Source organism: Idiomarina sp. T82-3, from assembly GCF_001577655.1.
Classification (GTDB): Bacteria; Pseudomonadota; Gammaproteobacteria; order Enterobacterales; family Alteromonadaceae; genus Idiomarina; species Idiomarina baltica.
Map to the genome: position 1 here is coordinate 1 of NZ_LSBQ01000013.1, position 22,787 is coordinate 22,787.

Below are 22,787 nucleotides of genomic sequence, written 5' to 3' on the forward strand. Positions count from 1 at the left end.
AACGGCACTATCCACGAGCAATAAAAAGGCGACCGCAACGTTATCCGATGCGGTCGCCTAGAAAAAATGCTAGTCGTTAGCTTAACTGACAAGCATTAGGCATCAGCCTCCTTTTTTATTATTCCCAATCGCCAGCTAATTTATCTAATCGTACCATCAAGCTTGAAGTGTCCCAGCGTGAGCCACCGAGGCTTTGCACTTCAGCATAGTATTGATCAATCATCGCAGTCGACGGCAGCGCAGCTCCGTGGCGGTTAGCCTCTGCAATCGCAATACCCAAGTCTTTACGCATCCAGTCAACGGCAAAGCCGTGATCATATTCTTGGTCCCACATGGTTCTGTACCGGTTAACTAACTGCCAGGAGCCAGCAGCGCCAGCGCCAATTGCATCGACCAATGCATCGGGGTCAAGACCAACTTTTCGTGCCAAATGCAGACCTTCGGCGACGCCTTGAATGACGTTGGCAATGCACACCTGATTAACCATTTTAGCAAGTTGACCCTTGCCGGCTTCACCCATACGAACGATTTTCTTCGCATAGCAGTTCAATACAGGCTGCGCTTTATCAAAGGTTGCTTGTTCACCACCGACCATGGTTGTGAGAATGCCCTTCTCTGCGCCTGCTTGGCCGCCAGAAACCGGAGCATCTAAGAATTCACCTTGATGTTGTGTAACTGCCGTATCGAGCTCACGCGCAAGATCGGCCGATGCCGTCGTATGGTCAATAACGATTGCGCCTGACTTCAACTGCGCGAGTAAGCCGTCCTCACCATAAAAAACGCTACGCACATCGTCATCATTACCCACGCATACCATCACAAAGTCTGCATCAGCCACCGCTTGAGCGGGTGTATCGGCACGACAGCCTTGATACTCATTGACCCACTGCTCGGCTTTGCTCGATGTGCGGTTATAAACACAAACATCAAACCCTTGTTGCTGAAGGTGCCCAGCCATTGGGTAGCCCATCACCCCCAAACCAATAAAACTACAGCGTTGTCCCATACGTTTTCTCCCTTTACTTGTCCGGCTTGCGGATCAACCAATGTTGATAACGACCTAACTCTCGAAACGGTGATTGTTGATTATATTCCATTTCAAGATCCAACAACTCGTCATAGCGTTGCTGGTGCTCGACTTCGCGCAGATAGTCATGAAAACAGCGCACGCCAGTTTTAGTATCCACCTGCAAGCCCGCCTCTGTGAGCCACTTTTCAACATCCTGAGGTCTGCGCGGCTGTTGAGGACTTAAACGGACCGTTTTTTTAACTTTTAAGCCGCGCGCGATATAATCAAAGTTACCATAGACCGCATTTGCCATTAATTGTGCATCGCGATTATAAAACATTAAGGACAAAGTTCCGCCAGGCTTAAGTAATTGAGATAAGCACTGAATTGCCTGCTCACCGTCTTCAACCCATTCGAGTACCGCGTGGCATAACACCAAACTGAACTGTTGGTCAGGTAACTGCGCTGTGAGCGCTTCGAGTGGAGCCACGATGTACTGAGCTCTTCGTGTTAAACCCAATTGCTCATGATTTTGTTGTGCTTCTTCGACCATATCGGCAGCAATATCAGTGTGAATCACCGCATGCCCTTTCGTAAGAAACCATTCATTCACTTGGCCTAAGCCTGCGCCAACATCCAATATTGTTCGCTTAGGCCCATCAATGAATGGCGCTAAGTCACGCTTCAACACAGCCATGCGCAGTCGGCCCTTGGTCGAACCGTAAATATTTCGGGCGAATTTTTGACTGATACCCGTGAAATCGCCACGTGCTTGTTTTTTATTCATGCAGGGTTATCGATATCGACAAAGCTCACGTCGAGGTTAAATTGCTGTTCCAAATGTTCGCCGAGTGCTTTGGCTCCGTAGCGTTCGGTCGCATGATGCCCAGCGGCGAAAAAGGCAATCCCCTGCTCGCGAGCACTGTGCACCGTTTGTTCTGATACCTCGCCGGTGATAAATGCATCAACACCGAGTGCGGCCGCCTCGTCAATAAAGCCTTGCCCACCACCTGTGCACCATGCCAGCCGCCGAATAGGTTGCTGACACGGAACATAGCACGTTAAATCGCGGTTGAGCTTTTCGATCAACGCATCCGCCAACTGTTCGCTTGTGTGGGGTTGTTCAACATGACCGTGCATCAACACATTGCCAGGATCGCTCGGGTTAGCCGTACCGTCGATTGACCAACTCATTAGCTTGGCCAATTGCGCGTTGTTGCCCAATGAAGGGTGGGCATCGAGTGGTAAATGATAGGCAATCAAATTGATATCGGCTTCCAACAACGCCTTAATACGACGTTTTTTCATCCCCACAATAGGTTGATGTTCGTTTCTCCAGAAGTAACCATGATGCACTAATAAGGCATCAACGTCGGCAGCAACGGCTGCATCGACCAATGCCTGACTCGCAGTAACACCTGTCATGATACGCTTTACGTGCGATTTGCCTGCCACTTGCAAGCCATTGGGGCAAAAATCCTTTATTTGACGTGCTTTTAACAACTCATCTAAATAGTCAGTGAGCTGACTTACTTCAATTGTCATTTATTCACCTACTTTTACGGCGTGTTTGCGACTTATTTTACCTTAAATTAGACATAAATCCGAAAAAACGGTATAACCAATCAGGTAGATTACTTTTTAATCGTTTCTGTTAAATTTTTATAATCGAATAGGGTTTGATTAATGAGCAAACTGGATAAAGAGAAAGTTCTTGCAGATTACACCGCAGCTTACAAGAAAGCACACGGTAAGGCGCCATCCATTGAGGCAAAAAGCGGTTGGTACAGTGTAAACGGTGGTAAAAACGTTCGTTTAGCTCAGCTTGCGGAAGAAGCAGAGTCACTTGCTGAGGGCTCAGGCACGCCCGCAAAAAAAGAGAGCAAACCCAAAGCAGCGGTGTCCAAATCAGCGCCCCAAAAAGCTACCGTAAAATCAAGTGGCAAAGGCGGATTAACGGCAAAAGAGCTGTGGCAACAGAAATTGCAACAAAAATCCGGTCGCTGTCGCTTCCCCAGAGGGTCTTAATGGAACTAAAAAACCAACCTTTCGGTTGGTTTTTTTATTTATAGCACGTCGGGATTTTTACCTGCGACACGATCGATAGGGACTCGGATTTTGCGGTAGCGATACACGATAAACTCTTCACGTTTAAAGCTAATAAGCTCATCACCAAAATCAGCCTGAGATACCACATAAGAGCCATCTTTATTTTGTTGCTTTACAATACCTAGCTTACCGCAGTGGGGACCTCTTTTTACAAAAATGGTCTGACCGTTAATGCGCGGATTATTGTAAGAAAACGTCGGTCCTGCCATAAATGACTCATACACCCTAATATTCAAAGATGCTTATTATATCGACCAGCGCCCTATTTTCTACAACCATTTCTTGTAAATGCGCTACTGCTTTCCGATATAGAGCGTAATTTCACCCACGGGCAAGCCGTATTTATACATTTGCGTGCGGTTAATCATATTGTTTTCATCAACCAAGTACATCCAATCATCCAACGAGAGCGCCATCATTTCGCCATCGACTTCAACCTGTAACACGTATTCCCAGTTAAGTGCATTACCCGCTGTGGTACCAACAGCGACACCTTCAACATCCGATGCCCGCCCCTCGTAGGTGTTGGGACCCGTTTTTGTGAGCTTCCAAATACGTTCCTGTGTGCGACCGTCCGCGTAGGTGAATTGCTCGTCAAGTGTGCCTTGTTTACCATCCCAAGAGCCTTGCATTTGCACGGTAAAACGCTGAATGACCTTACCAGAGTAATCTTGCACGACACCATGAGCGACCAAATCGCCCTTAAAAAACTCCTCTAACTGTAACTTCGGTAGCTCACCTTGATACTCTTCTATCGCTGTTGAACACGCCGAAAGCGATAACAAGGCAACCACTGCCAATAGCCATTGAGATACACGCTTATTACTGTTTTCCAACCAGCTCATCTCTTTCCTCCTCAAAACGCGACTCAGGTGATAACCAAATCGCTAAAAATTGTTCAGTAAACTGACTCGAGTTAATCACACCCAAGCTTTTATCGCCTTGATAAAATGCCGCATAACCCTCTTTGGTCTCTTTCAATAAGATACAGTCATCTTCTTTGATATCAGGCCACATTTCCGAAAGCTTATCTAACCACTGCGACTGTTCCTGACTATTGAAGCCAAGTTTCTCCCACTCTTCTGACGTGGTTTCCACCAACTCCTTTGCTTCAATATCACGTAAGTAGCGCAACAATAGGGCTTTGCGTTGCTGCTTGCGTTGCGACCAGTCAAAATCGCCATCTGTCGTATAAAGGAAGGCATCGTAAACGTCCCAAAACAGCACACGGAGACGTGTTTGACCAACTTCTTTATATTCATCAGCCAATGGCTTCTTACATTCATCGATAGATTGTGCGCCGACAGCCGTGCTCAGCCCAGCACATACTAAGGCACTTGCTAAAGCTAATGACTTGGTTTTCATAGAACTAACCTCTCATTTGGACTGGCTCGCATAGCACGACAGAAAAACAACATAAAGAGTCCCCACACAACCGCGTAGACGAGTAACGTAAAGAATAGCGATTCAGCCGTCCCCGCACCGAACCCTAATCCAACATAGTAAGTAAACGGGCCAGAAACTGCGCCTAATAAGGCTGCAACGAACGGCATCTTAACGAGCCAATCCAATGCGACCGGTGCCATCGCAGCAAATCCGACCCATAACAACGCCAACCACAACGGAAAAACCGAGCCCACAAAGTCAATCGCACCGAGGCTAATGGCTATCGCCTCGAGTAATAAGCCCACAGCTAACAGTTGTGCCATTTTCTTAACGGGTATTTCAGCAATCCAGTAGCTATAGGCAAATTGGGCGATGGCCAGCACAATAGTCAGCCATAGGTAATCACTCCGTCCTGCAACTGCACTTAACCACAATAAGTTAAACAGTACGAAGCTAACGATCTTGTGTTGTAGCGAAGTTGACATAGGTCTCCTTGGAGGCGCCTTATGACGTTTTGGATGCAGTGACTTGTACTACAGATACGGTCTTTTCTAAAAATCCGCCTTCGCAATAGCCAAAATAATAATTCCACAAGCGCGAAAATCGAGCATCGTAACCAAACTGCTCTAGTTCACCGGCACGACCATTAAACCGATCACGCCAAGCCGCTAATGTCTTGGCATAACTCTCACCAAAATCTCGCACATCGCGAACCACCAACGATGTTTCTTTCTTAAATAAATCGGTCATTAGAGAGAGCGATGGTAAAAAGCCACCGGGGAAAATATGTTTCTGTATGAAGTCGACCGAGCGGGAATAACTCGCGTAACGTTGGTCAGCAATCGTAATCGCCTGAATACACATCAGTCCATTCTGCTTTAGGCGATCATTACAAACTTGGAAAAAACCAGGCAAATAACGCTTACCGACCGCTTCGATCATTTCGACCGATACCAATTTATCGTACTGACCGGTGAGGTCGCGATAGTCTTCTTTCAACAGTGTGATACGGTCTTCCAGTCCGAGCGATTTGATACGCTCCGCTACATATTGATACTGCTCTTCTGAAATCGTTGTAGTCGTCACTTGACAGCCATAATTCTGCGCAGCAAAAATTGCTAAGCCACCCCAGCCAGTGCCTATTTCTAAGAGGTGATCCCTCGGCTTCAACTCCAATTTCCGACACAGACGATCCATTTTATTCAATTGCGCTTGTTCAAGTGTCTCGTTGCCTTGTAAGAACAGAGCACTCGAGTACTGCATATTTGTGTCTAAAAAGCGGGTGTACAGCTCATTACCTAAATCATAGTGTGCCGAAATATTCTTCTTAGCTTGCGCCTTGTGATTTCGGTTGGCCCAATGACGGTATTTATTAATTGGAAAGGTGAGCCAAGCGACTTTTCGCTCCAATTTATCAAGCGCGTCCATATTGCGAGCAAATACCTGGATCACTGCCGTTAAATTTGGTGTTTCCCACGCTTTATCAATAAAGAGTTCAGCCGCGCCAATACTGCCACCGGTCAACAAGCGCACATAAAATTTAGCGTCTAATACATTTATCTCAGCGCATAAGTCTGAAGACTTATCTCCATAATGACCGACCAGTTTGCCTTGTTCTTTAACAATCAACTGGCCTTCGCCTAAATGAGCAAGCAACGCCTGCGTCATACGTTTTGCTGCTTTATCTATCGAGCCGTAAGTCAGCGGTGCTTGCATTACAGTTTCGCCTTGAGACATCGATCGTACCCTTTATCTAGTCTTACTTTTTTTTGTTTTAGGATGGTCGTATATGGGAATGCGCTTGATGAACAACTTTAACGCTTGCCAATAAATTCCACCGATTATTCTTAGCGCCATAAACGGCACAGTTTTTATTACGTGTTTTATTGATTTACGGTTTAACTCACTTCTAGACAACTTCATGCCTGCGATAAACTCAGCCCTTTCGCGGCAAGCTTTTATGGTTACCGACAACTTATCAGTTGGTGGCTCGATATACCATCGATAACGCATATCCATCGGGTTGAAAGGAGAAACATGGAATGCCTTTTCGTGCTCAGGCACGGTTTCGGCCAAGTCAACAAGGTAATAGTGCCTCTCCAGCCAAGGTGTATTGCTGACCTCAGCGAGCACGTGGGTAAAGTGCTCACCCTGCTGCAGAAAATATAGGTTGAGAGGAGAGAAATAAATACCAAAGGTTCGCAGATTACCGACAAACCAGATTCGACCGCTAAGCGCTCGCGAATTGAGCTGGTTCATTTTTTCAAGCACAGCGGTTTTTAGGTCCCCTGTTGAGCCCCGTAGGTAATCATTACGTCTGAACCACAGCGGCGCAAAGCCTCGGGTACTGAGCCAGCGGCTTTGCTGGTGTACCTCGTCAAGCTCGTCTAGGCACACGCACCACTGCATAAACCGATAGTTAAACTGATGATGTTTTGGGGTTCGACGTTCATGAAAAACTTGCCCCCAATAGATACCGCTATCCATTATCTACATTAAGCTCCGGCGCAATCATATTAACCACGTCTATGGCACTGTGTACACCGTCTTCATGGAAGCCGCTGTACCAGTAAGCACCACAAAAATAGGTGTTGCGATGACCATTGATCAGGTCTCTATCTTTGCGGGCAGCCATTGAGGTTGTGCTGTATTGAGGGTGTGCATAAAACAGTTTTTTAATCACCTTGTCCGGATCAACAGCCTCACTATTATTGAGCGTAACAAGGTAGTGCGCTTGCGTCTTTAAACCCTGCAAAATATTCATGCTGTAGGTCACTGAACTTGGTTCGCGCTGCGCCGACTCACCGACCCTTAAACGATAATTCCAGCTTGCCCAGGCGGCCTTTCGAAGCGGCAACAGAGCACGGTCGGTGTGCAATACAACCTCATTTAGTTTATAGGGGATGCTACCCAAAATGCGCTTTTCGGCATCATTAGCGTCGGCTAGCAGTGCCAATGCTTGGTCGCTGTGACAAGCAAACACAACACGATCGAAGTGCTCAACATGACCATCTAAGAAGGTTAACGATGCGCCATTCTCGGTGCGTCGGACTTCACTAATATCTTGAGACAAACGAATACGGTCACTAAATTTAGCGGTTAATTTGGGAATGTAAGCGCTAGAACCACCTTCAATCGTATGCCACTGGGGTCGATTGCTGATGTCCAACAGACCATGGTTTAAGAAAAAGCGCAAGAAAAAGCCTAATGGAAACTGGTAGGCATCTTTAATACTCGATGACCAAATCGCGGAGATCATCGGTAGCAAATAATAATGCGCGACTTGCTCATCTAAATCCAGCGAATCGATGAACTCACCCAAGGTTATATGGTCGTTATCGCTATTCTCTTGTGCAGCCTTTTTTGCCGCTTCGTTAAACGTAACAATACCTTTAAGTAATCTATAAAACTTGGGTCGAAACAAGTTACGTTTTTGGGCAAACAAAGTAAGTAAAGTATGTCCGTTATACTCAAGACCTGACTCTGGATCTTGCACACTAAAGCTCATTTCAGTGTCCCGCCACGTCACACCCACTTCAGTCATTAGACGTTTGAAACGCGGATAGGTTCGGTCATTAAACACGATAAAGCCCGTATCGACACCAACAGGGCCTTTCTCATCATTGACCTCAATGGTATTTGTATGACCGCCGATATAATCGTTTTTTTCGAATACCGTCACCTCATGGTGGTCAGTTAAGTAATATGCCGTTGTTAAGCCTGCAATACCACTTCCTACAACTGCTATTTGCATTAATTTCCCTTCGACATACGTTTACTGAGCGCTACTTGCCACGCTTGAGGCAGAATAGACATGGTTTTTAACATCAATGTAAAAATGGTAGGAAAACCGATATCTCGTTTGTTCTTGTCGATACCTTTGCGGATACACTGAGAGGCATAATCGACAGAAACTCGCATCGGCATTTCAAAATCGTTAGCATCGGTCATCGGGGTTTTAACAAACCCAGGTGAAATCGAGAGCACCCGAATACCTTTAGGGGCAAGATCCACTTCGAGTGAGCGACTAATATAATGAATCGCTGCTTTTGATCCGCCATAGGCTTGAGCCCGCGTAAATGGCAATAGTCGTGCAAGACTACCTACCAACACTAATTTCGAACCTGGCTGAAGCGTCCGCAACAAACCTTGCACGCAATTCATTGTGCCTTGCACATTAACGGTAAATACCCGTTCAAAGAGCTCTGCGTCAAATGATTCAATATCCAAGTATTCACAGACACCCGCACTCAAAATGGCAACATCGATTTGATTGATTGATCCCAAAAGCTCAATTGTTTTATCGCGATCAACCGTGTCGAATTGCAACGTTTCGACATAGTCAGGGAACTCGTCTGCCAATTTTTTCAGCGCATCGGCGTTGCGCCCGCAAGCGATCACGTTATGACCCTCGCAGGCATAGTCTGCAACAAGTTGTTGACCAATCCCACTGGTAGCACCGGTGATGAGTACTTTCATGATGACACCAGCCTCTGTTTGATCTTATCAATAACAAACCCGACCAACGGTACATGCTCGTATAACATGGCACCCAAATCATAGTGGTCTTCTTGTAATCTTATTTTTTCGTCTTCAAACTGAACATGTGAAACGCCTGGCAGAATGATTTCACGACCGTTGGCGAGCTTTGGATGCGAAAATCGCATTTGCCAACTCAAGTAGGCCTGCTTATCACCAATGACTTCGTCTTCAAACGTAAAATGACAATACTCTACGTTTTCCATGGTGTGCTCAAAATAGTTGCGCAAGTCATCTCGGCCCACGACTTGGTGAATGGGATCATTAAACGCAACATCGTCATGATATATCGAGTCTAAATCATCGAGTTGATCCGTCGAAAATTCCTCGTAAAAGCTCTTAAGCTTTTCCACTAACTCTTTGTTATCCATTTTTCACCTGCTTAAACGTCGATAAAAATCGCTCACGCGCCTCGCTATGATCGACTATCGGAGACACGTACCCCGTTTTATGCTGTTTCAAATACGAATGTGGCCAATGAATATGTTTACTCGGTTCATCCGCCAGTTCTTTTATCCAAGTACGAATGTAGATTCCGTCGGGATCAAACTTCTCACTCTGCCGGACAGGATTAAAAACCCGAAAATAAGGGACCGCATCAGTACCAACCGATGCACTCCATTGCCAGCCGCCGTTGTTAGCTGGAAAGCTGCCGTCCACAAGGTTACGCATAAAGTACTGCTCTCCTTTGCGCCAGTCGATCAGTAGATCTTTGACTAAAAAATTAGCCACGATCATACGTAAACGATTATGCATCCATCCGGTCTCATTGAGCTGTCGCATGCCGGCATCGACGATAGGAAAGCCTGTGCGCCCGTCACACCAAGCTTGAAAATCTTCTTCAGCGTCTCGCCAAGGTAACCCTTGGGTTTCTGTCTGATAGTTCTCTCCTCGACTTAATCGCGGTTCATGAAACATGAGGTGCTGATAAAACTCTCGCCACGCAACTTCTGTTAGCCAAGTGTCTGCGCCGGGCTCGAGCCCATACGGAAACTCTGGTGACAATGACGAGAGTGCGCGCGCTACAGTTTTCGGTGCAATCGCTCCCATTTCAAAATATGCAGACATCATCGAGGTACCATCAACGGAGGGTTGATCGCGACGCGCTTTGTAGTCGTCAACCTGATGTTCAATAAATTGACCCAGTTTACCCATAATGGCTTGTCGTCCGACCGGGTAGGTTTGACTATTTTTACGCTCTAACGGACACTGCGGTAGCTCGGTACTGCTCGCTACGGTATTTTCAACGCGCCAAGACTCTGGGGTCCAATCACTGATTTTAGCAACCTCAGTACGCCAAGCTCGGTTAAATGGCGTGAATACTTTGTAGTAGCCGCCCTGTTTTGTTTCCACAGCCTCTGGCGGCACGAGTAAGTTACCGTCAAATAATTGAAACTCGATATTACGCTGCTCAAAGCATGCCCTGGCTTGCTTATCACGCTCTATCTCATCCAGTGGATACTCTCTATTTGCGTATACCGTATTGACTTTATGTTTCTCACAGAAATCGGCAATCGTTGCGCCACTTTGGCTAAATCGATCGATTGTAAAAATCGAAAAACCAATTCCTTTGTCAGCGAGCTCCTGCTTAAACTCTGCTAAATGACGCCACCATAAATCGACTTTAATGGGCGCCCAGTCATGCGCCTGCCAAGTACGCTGGGGTACTAAAAATAACGCATAAACGTGTTTGTGATTAAGACAGGCTGCATCGAGCGCCGGATTGTCTACCGTTCTCAAGTCACTTCTAAACCAAACAACTGCCGCCATAGTTATAGTCCATATCTTAATTTTAAATCTTCAGGGTATGGTGTGACATACCACTGTTCGGCTAGATATTCATTGGGAAACTCGCGTAAGTAATGACGAATAAGCGTCAAGGGAGCCATAAGCGGTAACGTACCATCGTGATAGTCGAGTATTAGTTGACTTAATTCGTGCTTCTGTTCTTTATCTAAATGCTGCTTGAAGTAACCTTGAATATGCTGCAATACATTCGTGTGGTTACGCCTTGAAGCCGGCTTACTAAGCGCGTTCATAACTTGTAAGATGTAACGTTGGCAGAAGCCCTCATCAATTGATTTTGCTTCACCGACCTCGCGCCCCAGGGCGCGATATTCGGCTTGGTTGTGAGCCATCAAAATCAATTTAGACTGTGTGTGAAATTTTAATAATGCCGACTTACTCAACGGATGCGGCAAGGATTTCCAGCGACCGTATAAAAATACACGCAAGATAAAGTTTTCTCGTAAGTGAGGGTCATTCAGACGACCATCTTCCTCAAGCGGTAGTGCAGGTTCCAATTCATGCAATCGCTCGGCAAACAAGCCCATCGCCTCTTTGCGCGCGCTGCCGGTTTTCGGATCGTAGAGTTTTACCCGCTCCATACCGCAACTGGGTGACTTCGCGCACAACACGTAACCCGATAGATCCTTAACTTTTGGTTGAACTCGGTCTGCAAAACTTTTCAATGAATCGGTTACGTCTTCACCGGTTTTAGGAATGACAGCGCGTATCTGCTGATCGTGAAACTCAAGCCTAATGGTGGGTCGAGGCACTGGTAAACCAATGCCCACTTCCGGGCAAAACTTGACAAATTCTACGTGTTTGGCAAGTTCATTTTCACAAAAAGGTGAACGCTTATGTCCACCATCGAAACGCACTTCGTCACCCAACAAACAGGCACTTATTCCAACTTTTAGACGCATCAAAACTCCGTTTATTTACAAGCTTATAATACATTATATATATTGTTGCATCGGTGTTGCCATCTACCATAACGGACTTACAGCAAAAAAGGTTTGCTTAAGTTATACAAATTTAGATCCAAGCTGAATAAGCATGCGTAAAGCATGTTAAATCAAACCAAATTCAGGATAGTTGTATCGTATGGAAAAAGTGCAGCGTTTACCCTTATTTCCCTTGACGGCGCATGTCATGCCGAATGGGAAGCTTAAATTGCGCATCTTCGAACAACGCTACACACGACTGGTTAAACATTGCATGGCAAGCCAAAGCGAGTTTGTGGTGTGCATGTTTGACCCGGGTATCGACAAATATGATGCTGACTATATTCTGCCCTTTGGCACCGCAGTCACTATTGTTGACTTTGAAATGCTCAACGATGGCTTTCTGGGTATTACTGTACAAGGTGAACGTCGAGTTCATATAAAACATCACGAATTCGAGGAGGATGGTCTTCGAGTCGGTGACGTCGAAGCGCTGCCTTTTTGGCAGCCGACACCGATTACGGATGAGGTTGCCGTGCTTAGAGAACGTCTTGAAGAAATTTATGGTGTTTATCCAGAACTCGGGGATTTGTATGATGAAAAACCGTTTGAACAACTCGACTGGGTGTGTCAACGTTGGCTCGAAATTTTACCACTCGACGTTCACACCAAACAAGAGTTAATTAAATCGCAATCAAGTGAGCAAGTTGCTGATTATCTGCTAAACTTGGTTACGTAACTTTTTTGAGATCGACTGATCCAAACTTAAACTTGTTCTCGTAGTTAGATATACCAACTAACAACAATAGCAGGTCTAGTTATGCAAACGGTGACATCTCATACTTCACAACGGGGAGTTATGACCACATCCCAGCAGGACACTGCAGAAAAAGCTGCGCAACTTTTGGCTCAAATTGCTGAAACGCGTAGCCGTCAAGCGTTCAGTGAATTGTTCTCACACTTTGCGCCTAAGTTGCAAGCTTATGGAACGCGTCAGTTTGGTAACGAACAAACTGCGATGGATCTTGTGCAAGAAACAATGACTAACGTATGGCACAAGGCTCATCTATTTAAGGCCGATAAAGGTTCTCCCTCAACGTGGATCTTCACAATCGCGCGTAATATTCGATTCGACTTATTGAGAAAGAATAAAAAACGCAAAGATGATATAAGTGCAGATGAACTTTGGCCGATTTTGGCTGAACAGAATGATAACCTAGATGACGATTACGCGTTGGATCAAGACATTCTGTTGCAAGAGATTTCTCACTACTACGGTCAGTTGCCAGATGCGCAACGTATCGTGGTAGAAAAAATATATGTCGAGGGTAAGTCGCAACAAGAAGTTTCCGACTCTCTTGGAATTCCATTGGGCACGGTTAAGTCTCGTACGCGCCTTGCATTAAAGAAATTGAAAGAGTTAATAGTTGAGCATGATTAAGTCACATCCCTCTGAAGCAATTTTGTATCAGTACGCTTCAGGCGACCTTAGTGCGTCAATGACATTAGTTGTTGGTACACATATTGATATGTGCCCTATTTGCAAGCGAACAGTTTGTGAAATAGAGGAAGGTTTATGTAACAAGCATTTGGATAGCCTTGTTGAGACGATTTGTGCCCCCTCTAAAGGTGCCATGTCGAAAACTCAATGCGACCAAATGTTAGAAGCGATTTTTAACTCTCAGGCTAAACCAGCGGCTCAACGCGAAGACTTAATTAGCCTTGAGGGTCGTCGCTTTAATTTACCGACGACTTTGGCGCACAACGCTCATCGTATCGGAGAATGGACTCACTTAGTGGGTAAGCTATGGAGAGCACCAGTTGCTTTGTCCGATGATGGGCAGACCAACTTAATTTACATGGAACCTGGTGCGCAAGTACCGGAACATACTCACAAAGGGCAAGAAGCCACACTGGTGATTGATGGCGTATTCAATGATGAGCACGATGCTTATTATGACGGTGATTTCATCTTGTTGGATGCGGATCGTAAGCATACCCCTCGCACTGCGACGGAAGACTGCTTAACGCTCGCGACACTCGATGCGCCGTTATTCTTTACGTCGGGTATTAGTCGCCTGCTCAATCCATTTAGTAGTTTATTTTTTCGCTAACGTTTTAAGCATAACGTAATAACAAAGCCCGAGCTAATGCTCGGGCTTTGTGTTTTCTACGCGGCTTTTGAACTTTTGACCGGGTTTAAAGCTCACCACTCGGCGAGCTGAAATAGGAATATCCTCACCCGTTTTTGGATTCCGGCCTGGGCGCTGATTCTTTGTTCGAAGTTCAAAGTTACCAAAGCCTGATAACTTGACCATTTCCCCCGACTCTAAAACAGAACGTATTTCTTCAAAAAACGCCTCTACTAAATCCTTAGCGTCTTGCTTACTTACACCGTACTTGTCAAAAAGTACCTCAGCGAGTTCTGCTTTAGTCAGCGCCATATCCTAATCCCTCAAGGTTGCATCAAACTCCGACTGTAACGTCGATACTAGCTTTTCCATAATGCCGTTTATTTCGGTTTCTTCAAGTGTCTTTTCGTTATCTTGAAGTGTAACAGAAAGAGCTAAGCTACGCTTACCTTCTGGCAAGTTATCGCCTTGGTACACGTCAAATAAGTTTAGGTCAATCAACTGATTAACGCCAATGTTCTTCAACGTAGTTAACACTTCACCCGCCGCGATACGCTCATCTAAAACAACCGCTAAGTCTCGGCGGATACTCGGAAACCGCGACACGGGTTGAGCCGATGGAATACTACGTTGGTTAATCGCATCAAGTTGCAATTCGAACACAAACGCGCGTTGATTAAGACCGAATGTCTTCTCAAACTTAGGATGTAAGGCGCCCATATAGCCAATGCACCGCTCACCACGGTATATCGCTGCCGATTGCCCTGGATGCAGAGCGCTGTGTTCGCTCGCTACAAAACGAACATCATTGACGCCCGTTTTTTTCAACAAGGCTTCGACATCACCTTTTACATCATAGAAGTCGACGCCACGGTCTTCCGCCGACCAATGTTCGCCATAGGCCTTACCTGAACGCACGCCAGCAAACATCGGTTGCTGCACCACACCATTTTCAGCCGCTTCATCAGGGATAAAACGTAAGCCTGTTTCGACAAAAGCTAACACTGATTGCTGACGCTTTTGGTTATGCGCTAGCGCATTCAATAGACCTGGCCACAAGCTTAACCGCATTGATGACATGTCCACCGAAATAGGATGGGGTAATGTTAACGATGCACTTTCATCAAATAACGCCGCTTGATGTTTCGGATCGACGAAGCTATACGTAATTGCTTCTTGATAGCCCCGCTCGATCATCGCATCCACTAAGCGATGTGTGCTGATCAGTGATTCCTGTTGTGGGCGCATACGTAATTGTGCAGCAGGCGCAGCTGCCTGAATATTGTTATACCCAAATACGCGTGCGACTTCTTCGATAAGGTCTTCTTCAATAGCAATATCAAATCGATAAGTCGGCACTTTGACCAACCACTCGCCTGTCTCCACTTTGACGTCAAAGCCTAGACGCTCGAGAATTACAGTCACGCGAGCAGTTTCAATATCAATTCCTAATACACTCGCGAGCCGTGCTGCACGTAGTGTCACCTCAGCTGGCTTAGGTAGATGCTCGTCTGACTTCGCTTCGACGATAGGACCCGCCTCGCCACCACAAATTTCAATCAATAACTGTGTTGCGCGCTCCATGGCTTGACGTTGCAATTCGGGGTCAACACCGCGCTCATAACGATGAGACGCATCCGTGTGTAAACCAAAACGGCGTGCTTTACCTAAAATCGCATCAGGTGCAAAAAACGCGCTTTCGAGGAATATATCTTTGCTTTCTCGTGTTACACCACTGTCGAGACCACCGTAAACGCCCGCCATAGCCAATGCCTGCGTGTCATCAGCAATAACTAGCACATCGTCATCGAGCTTCACTTCTTGCTCATCCAATAAAGTTAAGGTCTCACCTTTATTGGCATAGCGCACATGCACATCGCCTTGAACGCGCTCGAGGTCGAATGCGTGCATCGGATGGCCGAGCTCCAACAATACATAGTTGGTGATATCAACCACAGGATCAATGCTACGTATACCACTGCGACGTAGTTTCTCACTCATCCACAACGGTGTTTGTTGCTTAACATCGACATTTTTTACTACGCGCCCCAAGTAACGAGGACACCCAACCGGTGCATCTAAATGAATCGCCTTAGTCTCTTCGAGGGTTACTGCAACCGCGTCTACTGTCGGCTCGGACACATCAATGTTATTCAGTACACCGACCTCACGTGCTATGCCACGAATACTCAGGCAGTCACCGCGGTTGGGTGTTAAATCGATATCAATAGTTAAGTCATCCAGACCCAAATACTCGCGGTAATCTTTGCCGATGGGTGCGTCTGAAGGTAGCTCAATGATACCGTCGTGGTCATCAATTAGACCCAGCTCTTTAAACGAGCACAACATACCATGCGATGGATGTCCGCGCAGCTTTGCCTTCTTAATTTTGAAGTCACCCGGTAATACCGCGCCAACCTTAGCGACCACAACCATTAAATTCTTACGGCAGTTTGGGGCACCGCAAACGATATCAAGTAATTCATCCTCACCCACATCGACTTTAGTGACCTGCAACTTATCAGCGTCTGGATGAGGACCACATTCAACGACTTTACCCACGACAACAGTATGAAAGTCTGCTGCAACCGGTTCTAAGCCATCAACCTCAAGGCCAGCCATACTGAGTTGCTCACTCAGCGCTTCACTAGAAATGTCTGGATTGACCCAACTTCTTAGCCAATTTTCACTAAATTTCATGTTCGCCGCCCTCTTAATTAAACTGTTTTAGGAATCGCAGGTCGTTCTCGAAGAACGCACGCAGATCGGTCACGCCGTAACGCAGCATGGTTAATCGCTCAACACCCATGCCAAAAGCGAAGCCCGTGTATTGCTCAGGATCAATACCGACTGCACGAAGCACATTGGGGTGAACCATTCCGCAACCCAATACTTCTAACCATTTACCATCTTTACCCATTACATCCACTTCAGCAGAAGGTTCAGTAAACGGGAAATAAGAAGGACGGAAACGAACCGTTAACGACTCCTCAAAAAAGTTATTTAAGAAGTCTTCTAAAATGCCTTTTAACTGCGTAAAGCTCACGTCTTTATCAACCATCAAGCCTTCTACCTGATGGAACATCGGTGTGTGCGTTTGGTCATAATCGTTACGATAAACGCGACCTGGTGAAATGATGCGTAATGGTGGCTGCTCAGCCTCCATAGTGCGGATTTGCACACCCGAAGTTTGCGTTCTTAGCATCGTTGAGGGAGTAAAGTAGAACGTATCGTGGTCTGCACGTGCGGGGTGATTCGCCGGAATATTGAGTGCGTCAAAGTTGTGAAAGCCGTCTTCCACTTCTGGGCCCTGCTTCACACTGAAACCTAAGTCACCAAAGAATGATTCAATACGGCGAATGGTTTGTGTAACGGGATGTACGCCACCCACTTGGCTAGCGCGTCCAGGTAAGGTCACATCAATACGCTCAGCATCAAGCTTTGCTTCGAGCTCAGCCGCCTTTAAAACCTCTTTACGGGCGTTAATATCAGCTTGGACTTGTTGTTTAGCTTGGTTAATTTTTTGTCCCGCGTCCCGACGCTCAGATGGTTCAAGTTGACCTAAGCCTTTTAACAGCTCAGTTAACCGACCTTTCTTGCCCATGTATTCAACGCGCACTTCGTCCAGTGCTTGCGGCGAATCAGCTTCAGCAATAGCTTGCTGCGCCTGTTCAACGATTTGTTCTAACTGCATTCGTTCCCTCAACCTATCATGCAAATTACGAAAGCTCTATTCTAACGAAAAAGCCATAAAAAAGGGAGCCAAATTGGCTCCCTTTTAAATCTGTTTATCGGTTTTTGGCAAAGCCTTTATTGCCGATTACAGTGCACCTTTCGCCTTTTCAACCAAGGCTGCAAAACCGCTTTGGTCATGTACAGCGATGTCGGCAAGGATTTTGCGATCGATTTCTACCGATGCTTTCTTCAGACCGTTGATAAAGCGGCTGTATGACAAACCGTTTTGACGCGCTGCCGCATTGATACGAACAATCCACAATTGACGGAATTGACGTTTCTTGTTGCGACGGTCACGGTATGCGTATTGACCTGCTTTAGTAACTGCCTGCACCGCAACGCGATATACGCGACTACGAGCACCATAATAACCTTTCGCCTGCTTTAGGACTTTCTTGTGACGCGCACGCGCGATCACACCACGTTTAACTCGTGCCATTTGCTAATCCCTCCTTACGCGTATGGTAACATACGATCGACTAATTTGACGTCGGCCTCGTGGACCATGCTCTTCGCGCGAAGCTGACGCTTACGCTTAGGTGTCTTCTTAGTCAGAATGTGACGCAAGTGAGATTGCTTGCACTTGTAACCGCCTGAAGCAGTCTTTTTAAAGCGCTTTGACGCGCCCTTGTTTGATTTCATTTTTGGCATGAAATAAAACTCCGCATTGTTGATTAAAAGTGTGACAGGGTGAGTTCAACCGAAGCTGAACTACTTGTGTACCACAATCACTTCTTAGCCGGTGCCAGAACCATTATCATCTGGCGACCTTCGGCCCTTCTAGGGAACGACTCAACAGTTGAGATTTCGTCTAAATCGTCTTTAATACGAGTTAGCAGCTCAATACCCAACTCTTGGTGTGCCATTTCCCGGCCACGGAAACGGATAGTGACTTTAGTTTTGTCACCTCCCTCGAGGAAGCGACGCAGGTTGCGCAGTTTTACCTGGTAGTCGCCCTCATCTGTGCCAGGTCGGAATTTGACTTCCTTAACCTGAATCTGTTTCTGCTTTTTCTTCTGCTCTTTCTGGTCTTTACTCTTTTCGTAGAGAAACTTACCGTAATCCATAAGGCGGCAGACAGGTGGCTCAGCATTTGGACTCATTTCGACCAAATCAACACCAGCATCCTCTGCTGCTTCAAGAGCTTCATTGATACTTACAATACCGATCTGTTCACCTTCCGTGCCAATTAAGCGAACTTCATTAACACGAATTTCGTCATTGATACGATTTTTGTCAGCGCTTTTCTGAGTTCTTTTTCCGCCTTTAATGGTTTATTCCTCCAAACTAATTAATTGATTTTGCGTGTACGCACTTCTGCTTGTAACTGCTCAACAAACTGCTCGAGCGGGAACTTACCTAAATCTTCACCGCTACGAGTACGAACCGCAACCTCGCCAGCCTCGACTTCTTTGTCGCCAACAACTAGCAAATAGGGAACACGTTTTAAAGTGTGTTCTCGGATTTTAAAGCCTATCTTCTCATTTCTCAAGTCGGCTGATGCACGAATTCCCTTTTCATTCAGGGATTTCACTACTTTATTGACGTAATCGCGTTGATTATCGGTAATATTCATCAACACAACTTGCGTCGGTGCAAGCCACAACGGGAAATTCCCCGCATACTCTTCAATAAGAATGCCCATAAAACGTTCAAGTGAACCAAGAATGGCTCGGTGAATCATTACAGGCGTATGGCGATCGTTATCTTCACCTACGTAGGTCGCATTTAAACGACCTGGTAAGGCGAAATCTAACTGTATTGTACCACACTGCCACGCACGACCTAAGCAATCAAATAAAGTAAATTCAATTTTAGGACCATAAAATGCGCCTTCACCGGGTAAATAGGTGAAGTCGATATCATGTGCTTTCAAGGCATCGGCTAAAGCTTTTTCACTGCGATCCCAGGTTGCATCATCGCCGAGACGTTTTTCTGGGCGTGTTGAAAGCTTCACATCGATCTTATCGAAACCAAACGTTTCGTATGTTTCGTAGACCATTTTGATACACGCAGCGACTTCTTCTTGCACCTGATCTTCAGTACAAAAAACGTGCGCATCGTCTTGTGTGAAGCCACGTACACGCATCAGCCCGTGCAACGCACCTGAAGGTTCATTCCGGTGACACGAACCAAACTCTGCCATACGTAATGGCAGATCACGATAAGACTTAAGGCCTTGGTTAAAGATCTGTACGTGACCTGGGCAGTTCATTGGTTTTACCGCGTACTCGCGGTTTTCCGATGATGTCGTAAACATCAGGTCTGAAAATTTCTCCCAATGACCGGACTTTTCCCACAATACACGGTCCATCATCATCGGACCTTTAACTTCTTGGTATTGGTATTCGCGTAGCTTCTCACGCACAAAGTCTTCGAGTTCGCGGAAAATGGTCCAGCCATTATGATGCCAAAATACCATGCCTGGCGCTTCTTCTTGCCAGTGGAACAAGTCTTGCGCCTTACCAATTTTACGGTGGTCGCGTTTTTCGGCCTCTTCTAAACGTTGCAGATACGCTTTTAACTGTTTTTTATCCGCCCACGCAGTACCGTACACACGTTGCAACATCTTGTTATCTGAGTTACCACGCCAGTATGCGCCCGCCATTTTCATCACTTTAAAATGTTGGCAGAATTTCATCGTTGGCACGTGTGGTCCACGGCACATATCAATGTATTCTTCGTGGTGGTAAAGACCCGGCTTAGCGTCCGTTGGAATATCTTCGTCGAGAATTTCGACTTTGTATGGTTCATGGCGCTCGACAAACGTTTCACGCGCTTCTTGCCAGCTGACTTTCTTCTTGATGACCTGATACTCGGTTTTCGCGAGTTCTTTCATGCGTTGTTCAAGTTTATCGAGATCGTCCTGCGTTAAAGTGTGATCAACGTCAACATCGTAATAGAAGCCATTATCGATGACTGGACCTATCGCCATTTTTGCGTCCGGCCATAATTGCTTAAACGCATGGCCTAATAAGTGAGCACAGGAATGACGAATAATATGTACACCGTCATCATCTTTCGGTGTCACGATCTCAATACGCGCATCGTGCTCAATCATTTCACAGGCATCGACGAGTTCCCCGTCAATACGACCTGCCACGGTGGCTTTAGCTAAGCCAGCACCAATATCTTGAGCCACATCCATAATGGATACAGGTTGATCAAATTCGCGTTGACTACCGTCAGGGAGAGTGATTACAGGCATGAAACTTCCTTTCTACAGTGGTGACACCTACCAAGTGCCACATGCGCTAACATCGATTCTTTGTCGAACCATACGAAATTGTTTACGTTCGGTACCATCGAACGTAAACCCACACTATAATGCAGGCTTTTTGTGAGAGCAAGGGTAACACATGGATCTAGCGAGTGTTTGGGGGCAGCTAGCAGCGTTAACAGCAGCCGCTTTTTGGGCAGTGGCTTCGATACTTTATCATCGCGCCGGTGCACACTTTTCGGCGTTACAAATGAATCTCATCAAAGGCGCAATTGCCAGTCCGTTGCTATTCGGTATGAGTGCCCTGCTTGGCGCACCGTTGGTATTTAGTGCAGGGCTCTGGTTACTCGCCCTCAGCGGAGTAATTGGTATTACCGTAGGCGACAGCTGCCATTTTGCCGCATTGCGCCGTTTGGGCCCCTGGCACGCCATGCTACTCGAATACTTAGCGCCACCGCTAGCTGCGTTTATGGCTTGGTTATTTTTAAACGACGGTCTTTCAGGTATCGAAATTATCGGTGCGTTCGTGACTTTGTTGGGTGTTTTGTTGGTCGTCACCGAACGTGCGCCTAATCAGCAGCCGTCGCTATCCATCAGCGGACTCCTGTTTGGCTGTGGTGCTGCGCTCTGTCAAGCAACTGGGCTGGTAATGGCTTTTTCGGTATTACAAAATGATGTCATTGATCCGCTCAGTGCGGCATTTATTCGCCTTGCCGCCGGTTCTATTCTATTAGCGCTGATTGTTGGAATATCACAACGCCACGCTTTTCAAGCCATTTTTCGCCAGTGCCGTGCCATTAACCCACTGCCACTGCTGGGTGCTATCTTTTTTGGGACCTTTTTAGCGATTTGGTTACAGCAGCTATCTATTGCACATATCAATCCGGGTTTAACACAAACACTTCTGTCCACTGCACCACTTTTTTTAATTCCAATTTCTTTATTGAAAAAACAAAAGATTACCGTGCGTTCGCTGTTCGGCGCACTGGTATCATTAGGTGGTATTGCGATTCTCTTTCTATAATTAAGGCTATACGAAAAAACCAAACGGTGACCGTTATGCACGAGGAAGACCTGACCCATACCATCGTTCGTTGCCCCCACTGCGGGCATACCACGCAACTCGGCGTAGATACCAGTAACGGCAATCAGGATTATCAAGAAGAATGTTCAGCCTGCGGTGATCTGATTCATATCCAGCTCACCGTGGACCCCATTAATGCCCAAACTCGTTTAAGGGTCGACGGCAACGATGAACAATTCTATTGACCGCGTGCAGCGAGGACGCGTTCCACCGTTGTGACAGTCGTGATAGTTTGTTGGTCCATCTCAATGTTCACATTATCGCCTGGCTTCAGTGCAGCCAAGTTCGTTAAACGCAATGTTTCAGGAATAAGGTGCAAACTAAACTTATTACCCTGTACCTGCCCAACCGTCAAACTCGCACCATTCACTGCAATAAAGCCCTTCGCGAACAAATAAGGTACTTGAGCTTGCGGTAACGACAACCAAGCTGACCAATTATGTTCACTGACTTCAATATCAAGGATCGAAGCGGTGCAATGAATGTGCCCTGATACGTAGTGACCGCCCATTTCATCGCCAACCCGCAACGAGCGTTCGAAGTTAACCTCCGAGCCTACTTTTAGTTCGCCTAGGTTAGTCAGCCGCAGCGTTTCATCGATCACATCAAATGAAACCTGTGTCTCATCAAAGTGAACCACTGTTAAGCAAACACCGTTTATCGCTATACTGGCCCCCAGTTGAACGCCATCAAGATGGTGCGGCTCAACTGAGACGGTCAAATGACGAAAATCGCTTTTATCAGTCAGCGATTCCACGTTGGCTTTGGTTTGAACAATACCTGTGAACATTTAGCTTATGTCCTTAGTTGACAACACAATACTGACCAGTTTAAAGCTTTTATT

The 22,787-nt window shown here is 46.2% G+C and carries 28 protein-coding genes; 6 read left to right on the plus strand and 22 right to left on the minus strand.

Going from position 1 to position 22,787, the window contains the following annotated elements; translation table 11 throughout:
* Nucleotides 1-118: 118 nt before the first annotated feature.
* Genes AWU56_RS08775 through AWU56_RS08785 form a run of 3 tightly spaced genes read right to left on the minus strand, consistent with a single transcriptional unit; the run spans nt 119 to nt 2,554 of the window.
* The gene (locus tag AWU56_RS08775) at nt 119-1,006 is read right to left on the minus strand and encodes an NAD(P)-dependent oxidoreductase (protein ID WP_286682280.1); all 888 of its coding nucleotides are present in this window, start codon (nt 1,004-1,006) and stop codon (nt 119-121) included.
* A 13-nt stretch (nt 1,007-1,019) separates the two neighbouring features.
* Complete coding sequence (locus AWU56_RS08780) at nt 1,020-1,796, minus strand: methyltransferase domain-containing protein (protein ID WP_286682281.1); 777 nt, start codon at nt 1,794-1,796, stop codon at nt 1,020-1,022.
* Nucleotides 1,793-2,554 carry a Nif3-like dinuclear metal center hexameric protein gene (locus tag AWU56_RS08785; RefSeq protein WP_286682282.1) on the minus strand — a complete coding sequence of 254 codons (762 nt, stop codon included), beginning with the start codon at nt 2,552-2,554 and terminating at the stop codon, nt 1,793-1,795. The genes AWU56_RS08780 and AWU56_RS08785 overlap by 4 nt, the downstream gene beginning before the upstream one ends.
* Before the next feature lie 141 nt (nt 2,555-2,695).
* Between AWU56_RS08785 and AWU56_RS08790 the strand changes: the two genes are divergently transcribed.
* Nucleotides 2,696-3,037 carry a hypothetical protein gene (locus AWU56_RS08790; protein WP_286682283.1) on the plus strand — a complete coding sequence of 114 codons (342 nt, stop codon included), beginning with the start codon at nt 2,696-2,698 and terminating at the stop codon, nt 3,035-3,037.
* Between the two features lie 38 nt (nt 3,038-3,075).
* On the opposite strand, the gene AWU56_RS08795 is transcribed toward AWU56_RS08790, so the two are convergent.
* The 11 genes from AWU56_RS08795 to AWU56_RS08845 form a co-directional block, all read right to left on the minus strand.
* A complete protein-coding gene (locus tag AWU56_RS08795) occupies nt 3,076-3,327 on the minus strand; it encodes a DUF3912 family protein (protein ID WP_006955378.1) in 252 nt (83 codons plus the stop codon).
* A gap of 84 nt (nt 3,328-3,411) precedes the next feature.
* Nucleotides 3,412-3,963 carry a DUF3833 domain-containing protein gene (locus tag AWU56_RS08800; RefSeq protein ID WP_286682284.1) on the minus strand — a complete coding sequence of 184 codons (552 nt, stop codon included), beginning with the start codon at nt 3,961-3,963 and terminating at the stop codon, nt 3,412-3,414.
* Nucleotides 3,941-4,483 carry a chalcone isomerase family protein gene (locus tag AWU56_RS08805; RefSeq protein ID WP_286682285.1) on the minus strand — a complete coding sequence of 181 codons (543 nt, stop codon included), beginning with the start codon at nt 4,481-4,483 and terminating at the stop codon, nt 3,941-3,943. Before AWU56_RS08805 ends, AWU56_RS08800 begins: the two co-directional genes overlap by 23 nt.
* Complete coding sequence (locus tag AWU56_RS08810) at nt 4,480-4,989, minus strand: DUF2878 domain-containing protein (protein ID WP_006955383.1); 510 nt, start codon at nt 4,987-4,989, stop codon at nt 4,480-4,482. The genes AWU56_RS08805 and AWU56_RS08810 overlap by 4 nt, the downstream gene beginning before the upstream one ends.
* A 19-nt stretch (nt 4,990-5,008) precedes the next feature.
* The gene (locus tag AWU56_RS08815; RefSeq protein WP_286682286.1) at nt 5,009-6,241 is read right to left on the minus strand and encodes an SAM-dependent methyltransferase; all 1,233 of its coding nucleotides are present in this window, start codon (nt 6,239-6,241) and stop codon (nt 5,009-5,011) included.
* 12 nt (nt 6,242-6,253) lie between these two features.
* On the minus strand, nt 6,254-6,991 hold the full coding sequence (locus AWU56_RS08820; protein ID WP_006955385.1) for a DUF1365 domain-containing protein: 738 nt from the start codon (nt 6,989-6,991) through the stop codon (nt 6,254-6,256).
* Nucleotides 6,984-8,258 (minus strand): NAD(P)/FAD-dependent oxidoreductase, encoded by a 1,275-nt coding sequence (locus AWU56_RS08825; RefSeq protein ID WP_286682287.1) that lies wholly within the window; start codon nt 8,256-8,258, stop codon nt 6,984-6,986. Before AWU56_RS08825 ends, AWU56_RS08820 begins: the two co-directional genes overlap by 8 nt.
* The gene (locus AWU56_RS08830; protein ID WP_272978392.1) at nt 8,258-8,983 is read right to left on the minus strand and encodes an SDR family NAD(P)-dependent oxidoreductase; all 726 of its coding nucleotides are present in this window, start codon (nt 8,981-8,983) and stop codon (nt 8,258-8,260) included. Before AWU56_RS08830 ends, AWU56_RS08825 begins: the two co-directional genes overlap by 1 nt.
* Nucleotides 8,980-9,414, minus strand: a complete 435-nt coding sequence (locus AWU56_RS08835) for a nuclear transport factor 2 family protein (protein WP_006955388.1) — start codon at nt 9,412-9,414, stop codon at nt 8,980-8,982. The genes AWU56_RS08830 and AWU56_RS08835 overlap by 4 nt, the downstream gene beginning before the upstream one ends.
* Nucleotides 9,407-10,813 carry a cryptochrome/photolyase family protein gene (locus AWU56_RS08840; protein WP_286682288.1) on the minus strand — a complete coding sequence of 469 codons (1,407 nt, stop codon included), beginning with the start codon at nt 10,811-10,813 and terminating at the stop codon, nt 9,407-9,409. The genes AWU56_RS08835 and AWU56_RS08840 overlap by 8 nt, the downstream gene beginning before the upstream one ends.
* 2 nt (nt 10,814-10,815) lie before the next feature.
* The gene (locus AWU56_RS08845) at nt 10,816-11,751 is read right to left on the minus strand and encodes a YbgA family protein (protein WP_286682289.1); all 936 of its coding nucleotides are present in this window, start codon (nt 11,749-11,751) and stop codon (nt 10,816-10,818) included.
* Between the two features lie 181 nt (nt 11,752-11,932).
* Here AWU56_RS08845 and AWU56_RS08850 point away from each other — a divergent pair, with 181 nt between their 5' ends.
* The 3 genes from AWU56_RS08850 (at nt 11,933) to AWU56_RS08860 (ending at nt 13,886) form a co-directional block, all read left to right on the plus strand.
* On the plus strand, nt 11,933-12,511 hold the full coding sequence (locus tag AWU56_RS08850) for an LON peptidase substrate-binding domain-containing protein (protein ID WP_272978394.1): 579 nt from the start codon (nt 11,933-11,935) through the stop codon (nt 12,509-12,511).
* Nucleotides 12,512-12,592: 81 nt separating this feature from the next.
* Nucleotides 12,593-13,213, plus strand: coding sequence for a sigma-70 family RNA polymerase sigma factor (locus tag AWU56_RS08855; RefSeq protein WP_040487855.1), 621 nt, complete (start codon nt 12,593-12,595; stop codon nt 13,211-13,213).
* A complete protein-coding gene (locus AWU56_RS08860) occupies nt 13,206-13,886 on the plus strand; it encodes a ChrR family anti-sigma-E factor (RefSeq protein WP_272978395.1) in 681 nt (226 codons plus the stop codon). Before AWU56_RS08855 ends, AWU56_RS08860 begins: the two co-directional genes overlap by 8 nt.
* 33 nt (nt 13,887-13,919) lie before the next feature.
* Here AWU56_RS08860 and AWU56_RS08865 read toward each other — a convergent pair whose 3' ends face one another.
* The 7 genes from AWU56_RS08865 to thrS all read right to left on the minus strand — a co-directional run bounded on the left by AWU56_RS08865 (nt 13,920) and on the right by thrS (nt 20,847).
* A complete protein-coding gene (locus tag AWU56_RS08865; RefSeq protein ID WP_272978396.1) occupies nt 13,920-14,216 on the minus strand; it encodes an integration host factor subunit alpha in 297 nt (98 codons plus the stop codon).
* Nucleotides 14,217-14,219: 3 nt separating this feature from the next.
* Nucleotides 14,220-16,604 (minus strand): phenylalanine--tRNA ligase subunit beta, encoded by a 2,385-nt coding sequence (pheT, locus tag AWU56_RS08870; protein WP_286682290.1) that lies wholly within the window; start codon nt 16,602-16,604, stop codon nt 14,220-14,222.
* A 13-nt stretch (nt 16,605-16,617) separates the two neighbouring features.
* Nucleotides 16,618-17,598 carry a phenylalanine--tRNA ligase subunit alpha gene (gene pheS / locus AWU56_RS08875; RefSeq protein WP_006955396.1) on the minus strand — a complete coding sequence of 327 codons (981 nt, stop codon included), beginning with the start codon at nt 17,596-17,598 and terminating at the stop codon, nt 16,618-16,620.
* Nucleotides 17,599-17,724: 126 nt separating this feature from the next.
* The gene (rplT, locus tag AWU56_RS08880; protein ID WP_006955397.1) at nt 17,725-18,078 is read right to left on the minus strand and encodes a 50S ribosomal protein L20; all 354 of its coding nucleotides are present in this window, start codon (nt 18,076-18,078) and stop codon (nt 17,725-17,727) included.
* Between the two features lie 14 nt (nt 18,079-18,092).
* Nucleotides 18,093-18,290 carry a 50S ribosomal protein L35 gene (gene rpmI, locus AWU56_RS08885; RefSeq protein ID WP_006955398.1) on the minus strand — a complete coding sequence of 66 codons (198 nt, stop codon included), beginning with the start codon at nt 18,288-18,290 and terminating at the stop codon, nt 18,093-18,095.
* A 77-nt stretch (nt 18,291-18,367) separates the two neighbouring features.
* Entirely contained in the window at nt 18,368-18,910 is a 543-nt protein-coding gene (infC, locus tag AWU56_RS08890) for a translation initiation factor IF-3 (RefSeq protein ID WP_083405017.1), read from the minus strand.
* A gap of 20 nt (nt 18,911-18,930) precedes the next feature.
* Nucleotides 18,931-20,847, minus strand: coding sequence for a threonine--tRNA ligase (gene thrS, locus AWU56_RS08895; protein WP_071462661.1), 1,917 nt, complete (start codon nt 20,845-20,847; stop codon nt 18,931-18,933).
* A gap of 151 nt (nt 20,848-20,998) precedes the next feature.
* On the opposite strand from thrS, the gene AWU56_RS08900 reads away from it, so the two are divergent.
* Both AWU56_RS08900 and AWU56_RS08905 read left to right on the plus strand, forming a co-directional pair.
* Nucleotides 20,999-21,883 carry a DMT family transporter gene (locus AWU56_RS08900; RefSeq protein ID WP_286682291.1) on the plus strand — a complete coding sequence of 295 codons (885 nt, stop codon included), beginning with the start codon at nt 20,999-21,001 and terminating at the stop codon, nt 21,881-21,883.
* A 35-nt stretch (nt 21,884-21,918) separates the two neighbouring features.
* A complete protein-coding gene (locus AWU56_RS08905; RefSeq protein WP_286682318.1) occupies nt 21,919-22,128 on the plus strand; it encodes a CPXCG motif-containing cysteine-rich protein in 210 nt (69 codons plus the stop codon).
* On the opposite strand, the gene AWU56_RS08910 is transcribed toward AWU56_RS08905, so the two are convergent.
* A complete protein-coding gene (locus AWU56_RS08910; RefSeq protein ID WP_286682292.1) occupies nt 22,122-22,733 on the minus strand; it encodes a riboflavin synthase subunit alpha in 612 nt (203 codons plus the stop codon). The two genes, AWU56_RS08905 and AWU56_RS08910, sit on opposite strands and share 7 nt — an antisense overlap.
* Between the last annotated feature and the right edge of the window lie 54 nt (nt 22,734-22,787).

Bases quoted from the DNA above. Each gene is read 5' to 3' on its own strand.
- AWU56_RS08775 (WP_286682280.1), bottom strand. From the start codon at position 1,006: ATGGGACAACGCTGTAGTTTTATTGGTTTGGGGGTGATGGGCTACCCA.
- AWU56_RS08780 (WP_286682281.1), bottom strand. From the start codon at position 1,796: ATGAATAAAAAACAAGCACGTGGCGATTTCACGGGTATCAGTCAAAAA.
- AWU56_RS08785 (WP_286682282.1), bottom strand. From the start codon at position 2,554: ATGACAATTGAAGTAAGTCAGCTCACTGACTATTTAGATGAGTTGTTA.
- AWU56_RS08790 (WP_286682283.1), top strand. From the start codon at position 2,696: ATGAGCAAACTGGATAAAGAGAAAGTTCTTGCAGATTACACCGCAGCT.
- AWU56_RS08795 (WP_006955378.1), bottom strand. From the start codon at position 3,327: ATGGCAGGACCGACGTTTTCTTACAATAATCCGCGCATTAACGGTCAG.
- AWU56_RS08800 (WP_286682284.1), bottom strand. From the start codon at position 3,963: ATGAGCTGGTTGGAAAACAGTAATAAGCGTGTATCTCAATGGCTATTG.
- AWU56_RS08805 (WP_286682285.1), bottom strand. From the start codon at position 4,483: ATGAAAACCAAGTCATTAGCTTTAGCAAGTGCCTTAGTATGTGCTGGG.
- AWU56_RS08810 (WP_006955383.1), bottom strand. From the start codon at position 4,989: ATGTCAACTTCGCTACAACACAAGATCGTTAGCTTCGTACTGTTTAAC.
- AWU56_RS08815 (WP_286682286.1), bottom strand. From the start codon at position 6,241: ATGTCTCAAGGCGAAACTGTAATGCAAGCACCGCTGACTTACGGCTCG.
- AWU56_RS08820 (WP_006955385.1), bottom strand. From the start codon at position 6,991: ATGGATAGCGGTATCTATTGGGGGCAAGTTTTTCATGAACGTCGAACC.
- AWU56_RS08825 (WP_286682287.1), bottom strand. From the start codon at position 8,258: ATGCAAATAGCAGTTGTAGGAAGTGGTATTGCAGGCTTAACAACGGCA.
- AWU56_RS08830 (WP_272978392.1), bottom strand. From the start codon at position 8,983: ATGAAAGTACTCATCACCGGTGCTACCAGTGGGATTGGTCAACAACTT.
- AWU56_RS08835 (WP_006955388.1), bottom strand. From the start codon at position 9,414: ATGGATAACAAAGAGTTAGTGGAAAAGCTTAAGAGCTTTTACGAGGAA.
- AWU56_RS08840 (WP_286682288.1), bottom strand. From the start codon at position 10,813: ATGGCGGCAGTTGTTTGGTTTAGAAGTGACTTGAGAACGGTAGACAAT.
- AWU56_RS08845 (WP_286682289.1), bottom strand. From the start codon at position 11,751: ATGCGTCTAAAAGTTGGAATAAGTGCCTGTTTGTTGGGTGACGAAGTG.
- AWU56_RS08850 (WP_272978394.1), top strand. From the start codon at position 11,933: ATGGAAAAAGTGCAGCGTTTACCCTTATTTCCCTTGACGGCGCATGTC.
- AWU56_RS08855 (WP_040487855.1), top strand. From the start codon at position 12,593: ATGCAAACGGTGACATCTCATACTTCACAACGGGGAGTTATGACCACA.
- AWU56_RS08860 (WP_272978395.1), top strand. From the start codon at position 13,206: ATGATTAAGTCACATCCCTCTGAAGCAATTTTGTATCAGTACGCTTCA.
- AWU56_RS08865 (WP_272978396.1), bottom strand. From the start codon at position 14,216: ATGGCGCTGACTAAAGCAGAACTCGCTGAGGTACTTTTTGACAAGTAC.
- pheT (WP_286682290.1), bottom strand. From the start codon at position 16,604: ATGAAATTTAGTGAAAATTGGCTAAGAAGTTGGGTCAATCCAGACATT.
- pheS (WP_006955396.1), bottom strand. From the start codon at position 17,598: ATGCAGTTAGAACAAATCGTTGAACAGGCGCAGCAAGCTATTGCTGAA.
- rplT (WP_006955397.1), bottom strand. From the start codon at position 18,078: ATGGCACGAGTTAAACGTGGTGTGATCGCGCGTGCGCGTCACAAGAAA.
- rpmI (WP_006955398.1), bottom strand. From the start codon at position 18,290: ATGCCAAAAATGAAATCAAACAAGGGCGCGTCAAAGCGCTTTAAAAAG.
- thrS (WP_071462661.1), bottom strand. From the start codon at position 20,847: ATGCCTGTAATCACTCTCCCTGACGGTAGTCAACGCGAATTTGATCAA.
- AWU56_RS08900 (WP_286682291.1), top strand. From the start codon at position 20,999: ATGGATCTAGCGAGTGTTTGGGGGCAGCTAGCAGCGTTAACAGCAGCC.
- AWU56_RS08905 (WP_286682318.1), top strand. From the start codon at position 21,919: ATGCACGAGGAAGACCTGACCCATACCATCGTTCGTTGCCCCCACTGC.
- AWU56_RS08910 (WP_286682292.1), bottom strand. From the start codon at position 22,733: ATGTTCACAGGTATTGTTCAAACCAAAGCCAACGTGGAATCGCTGACT.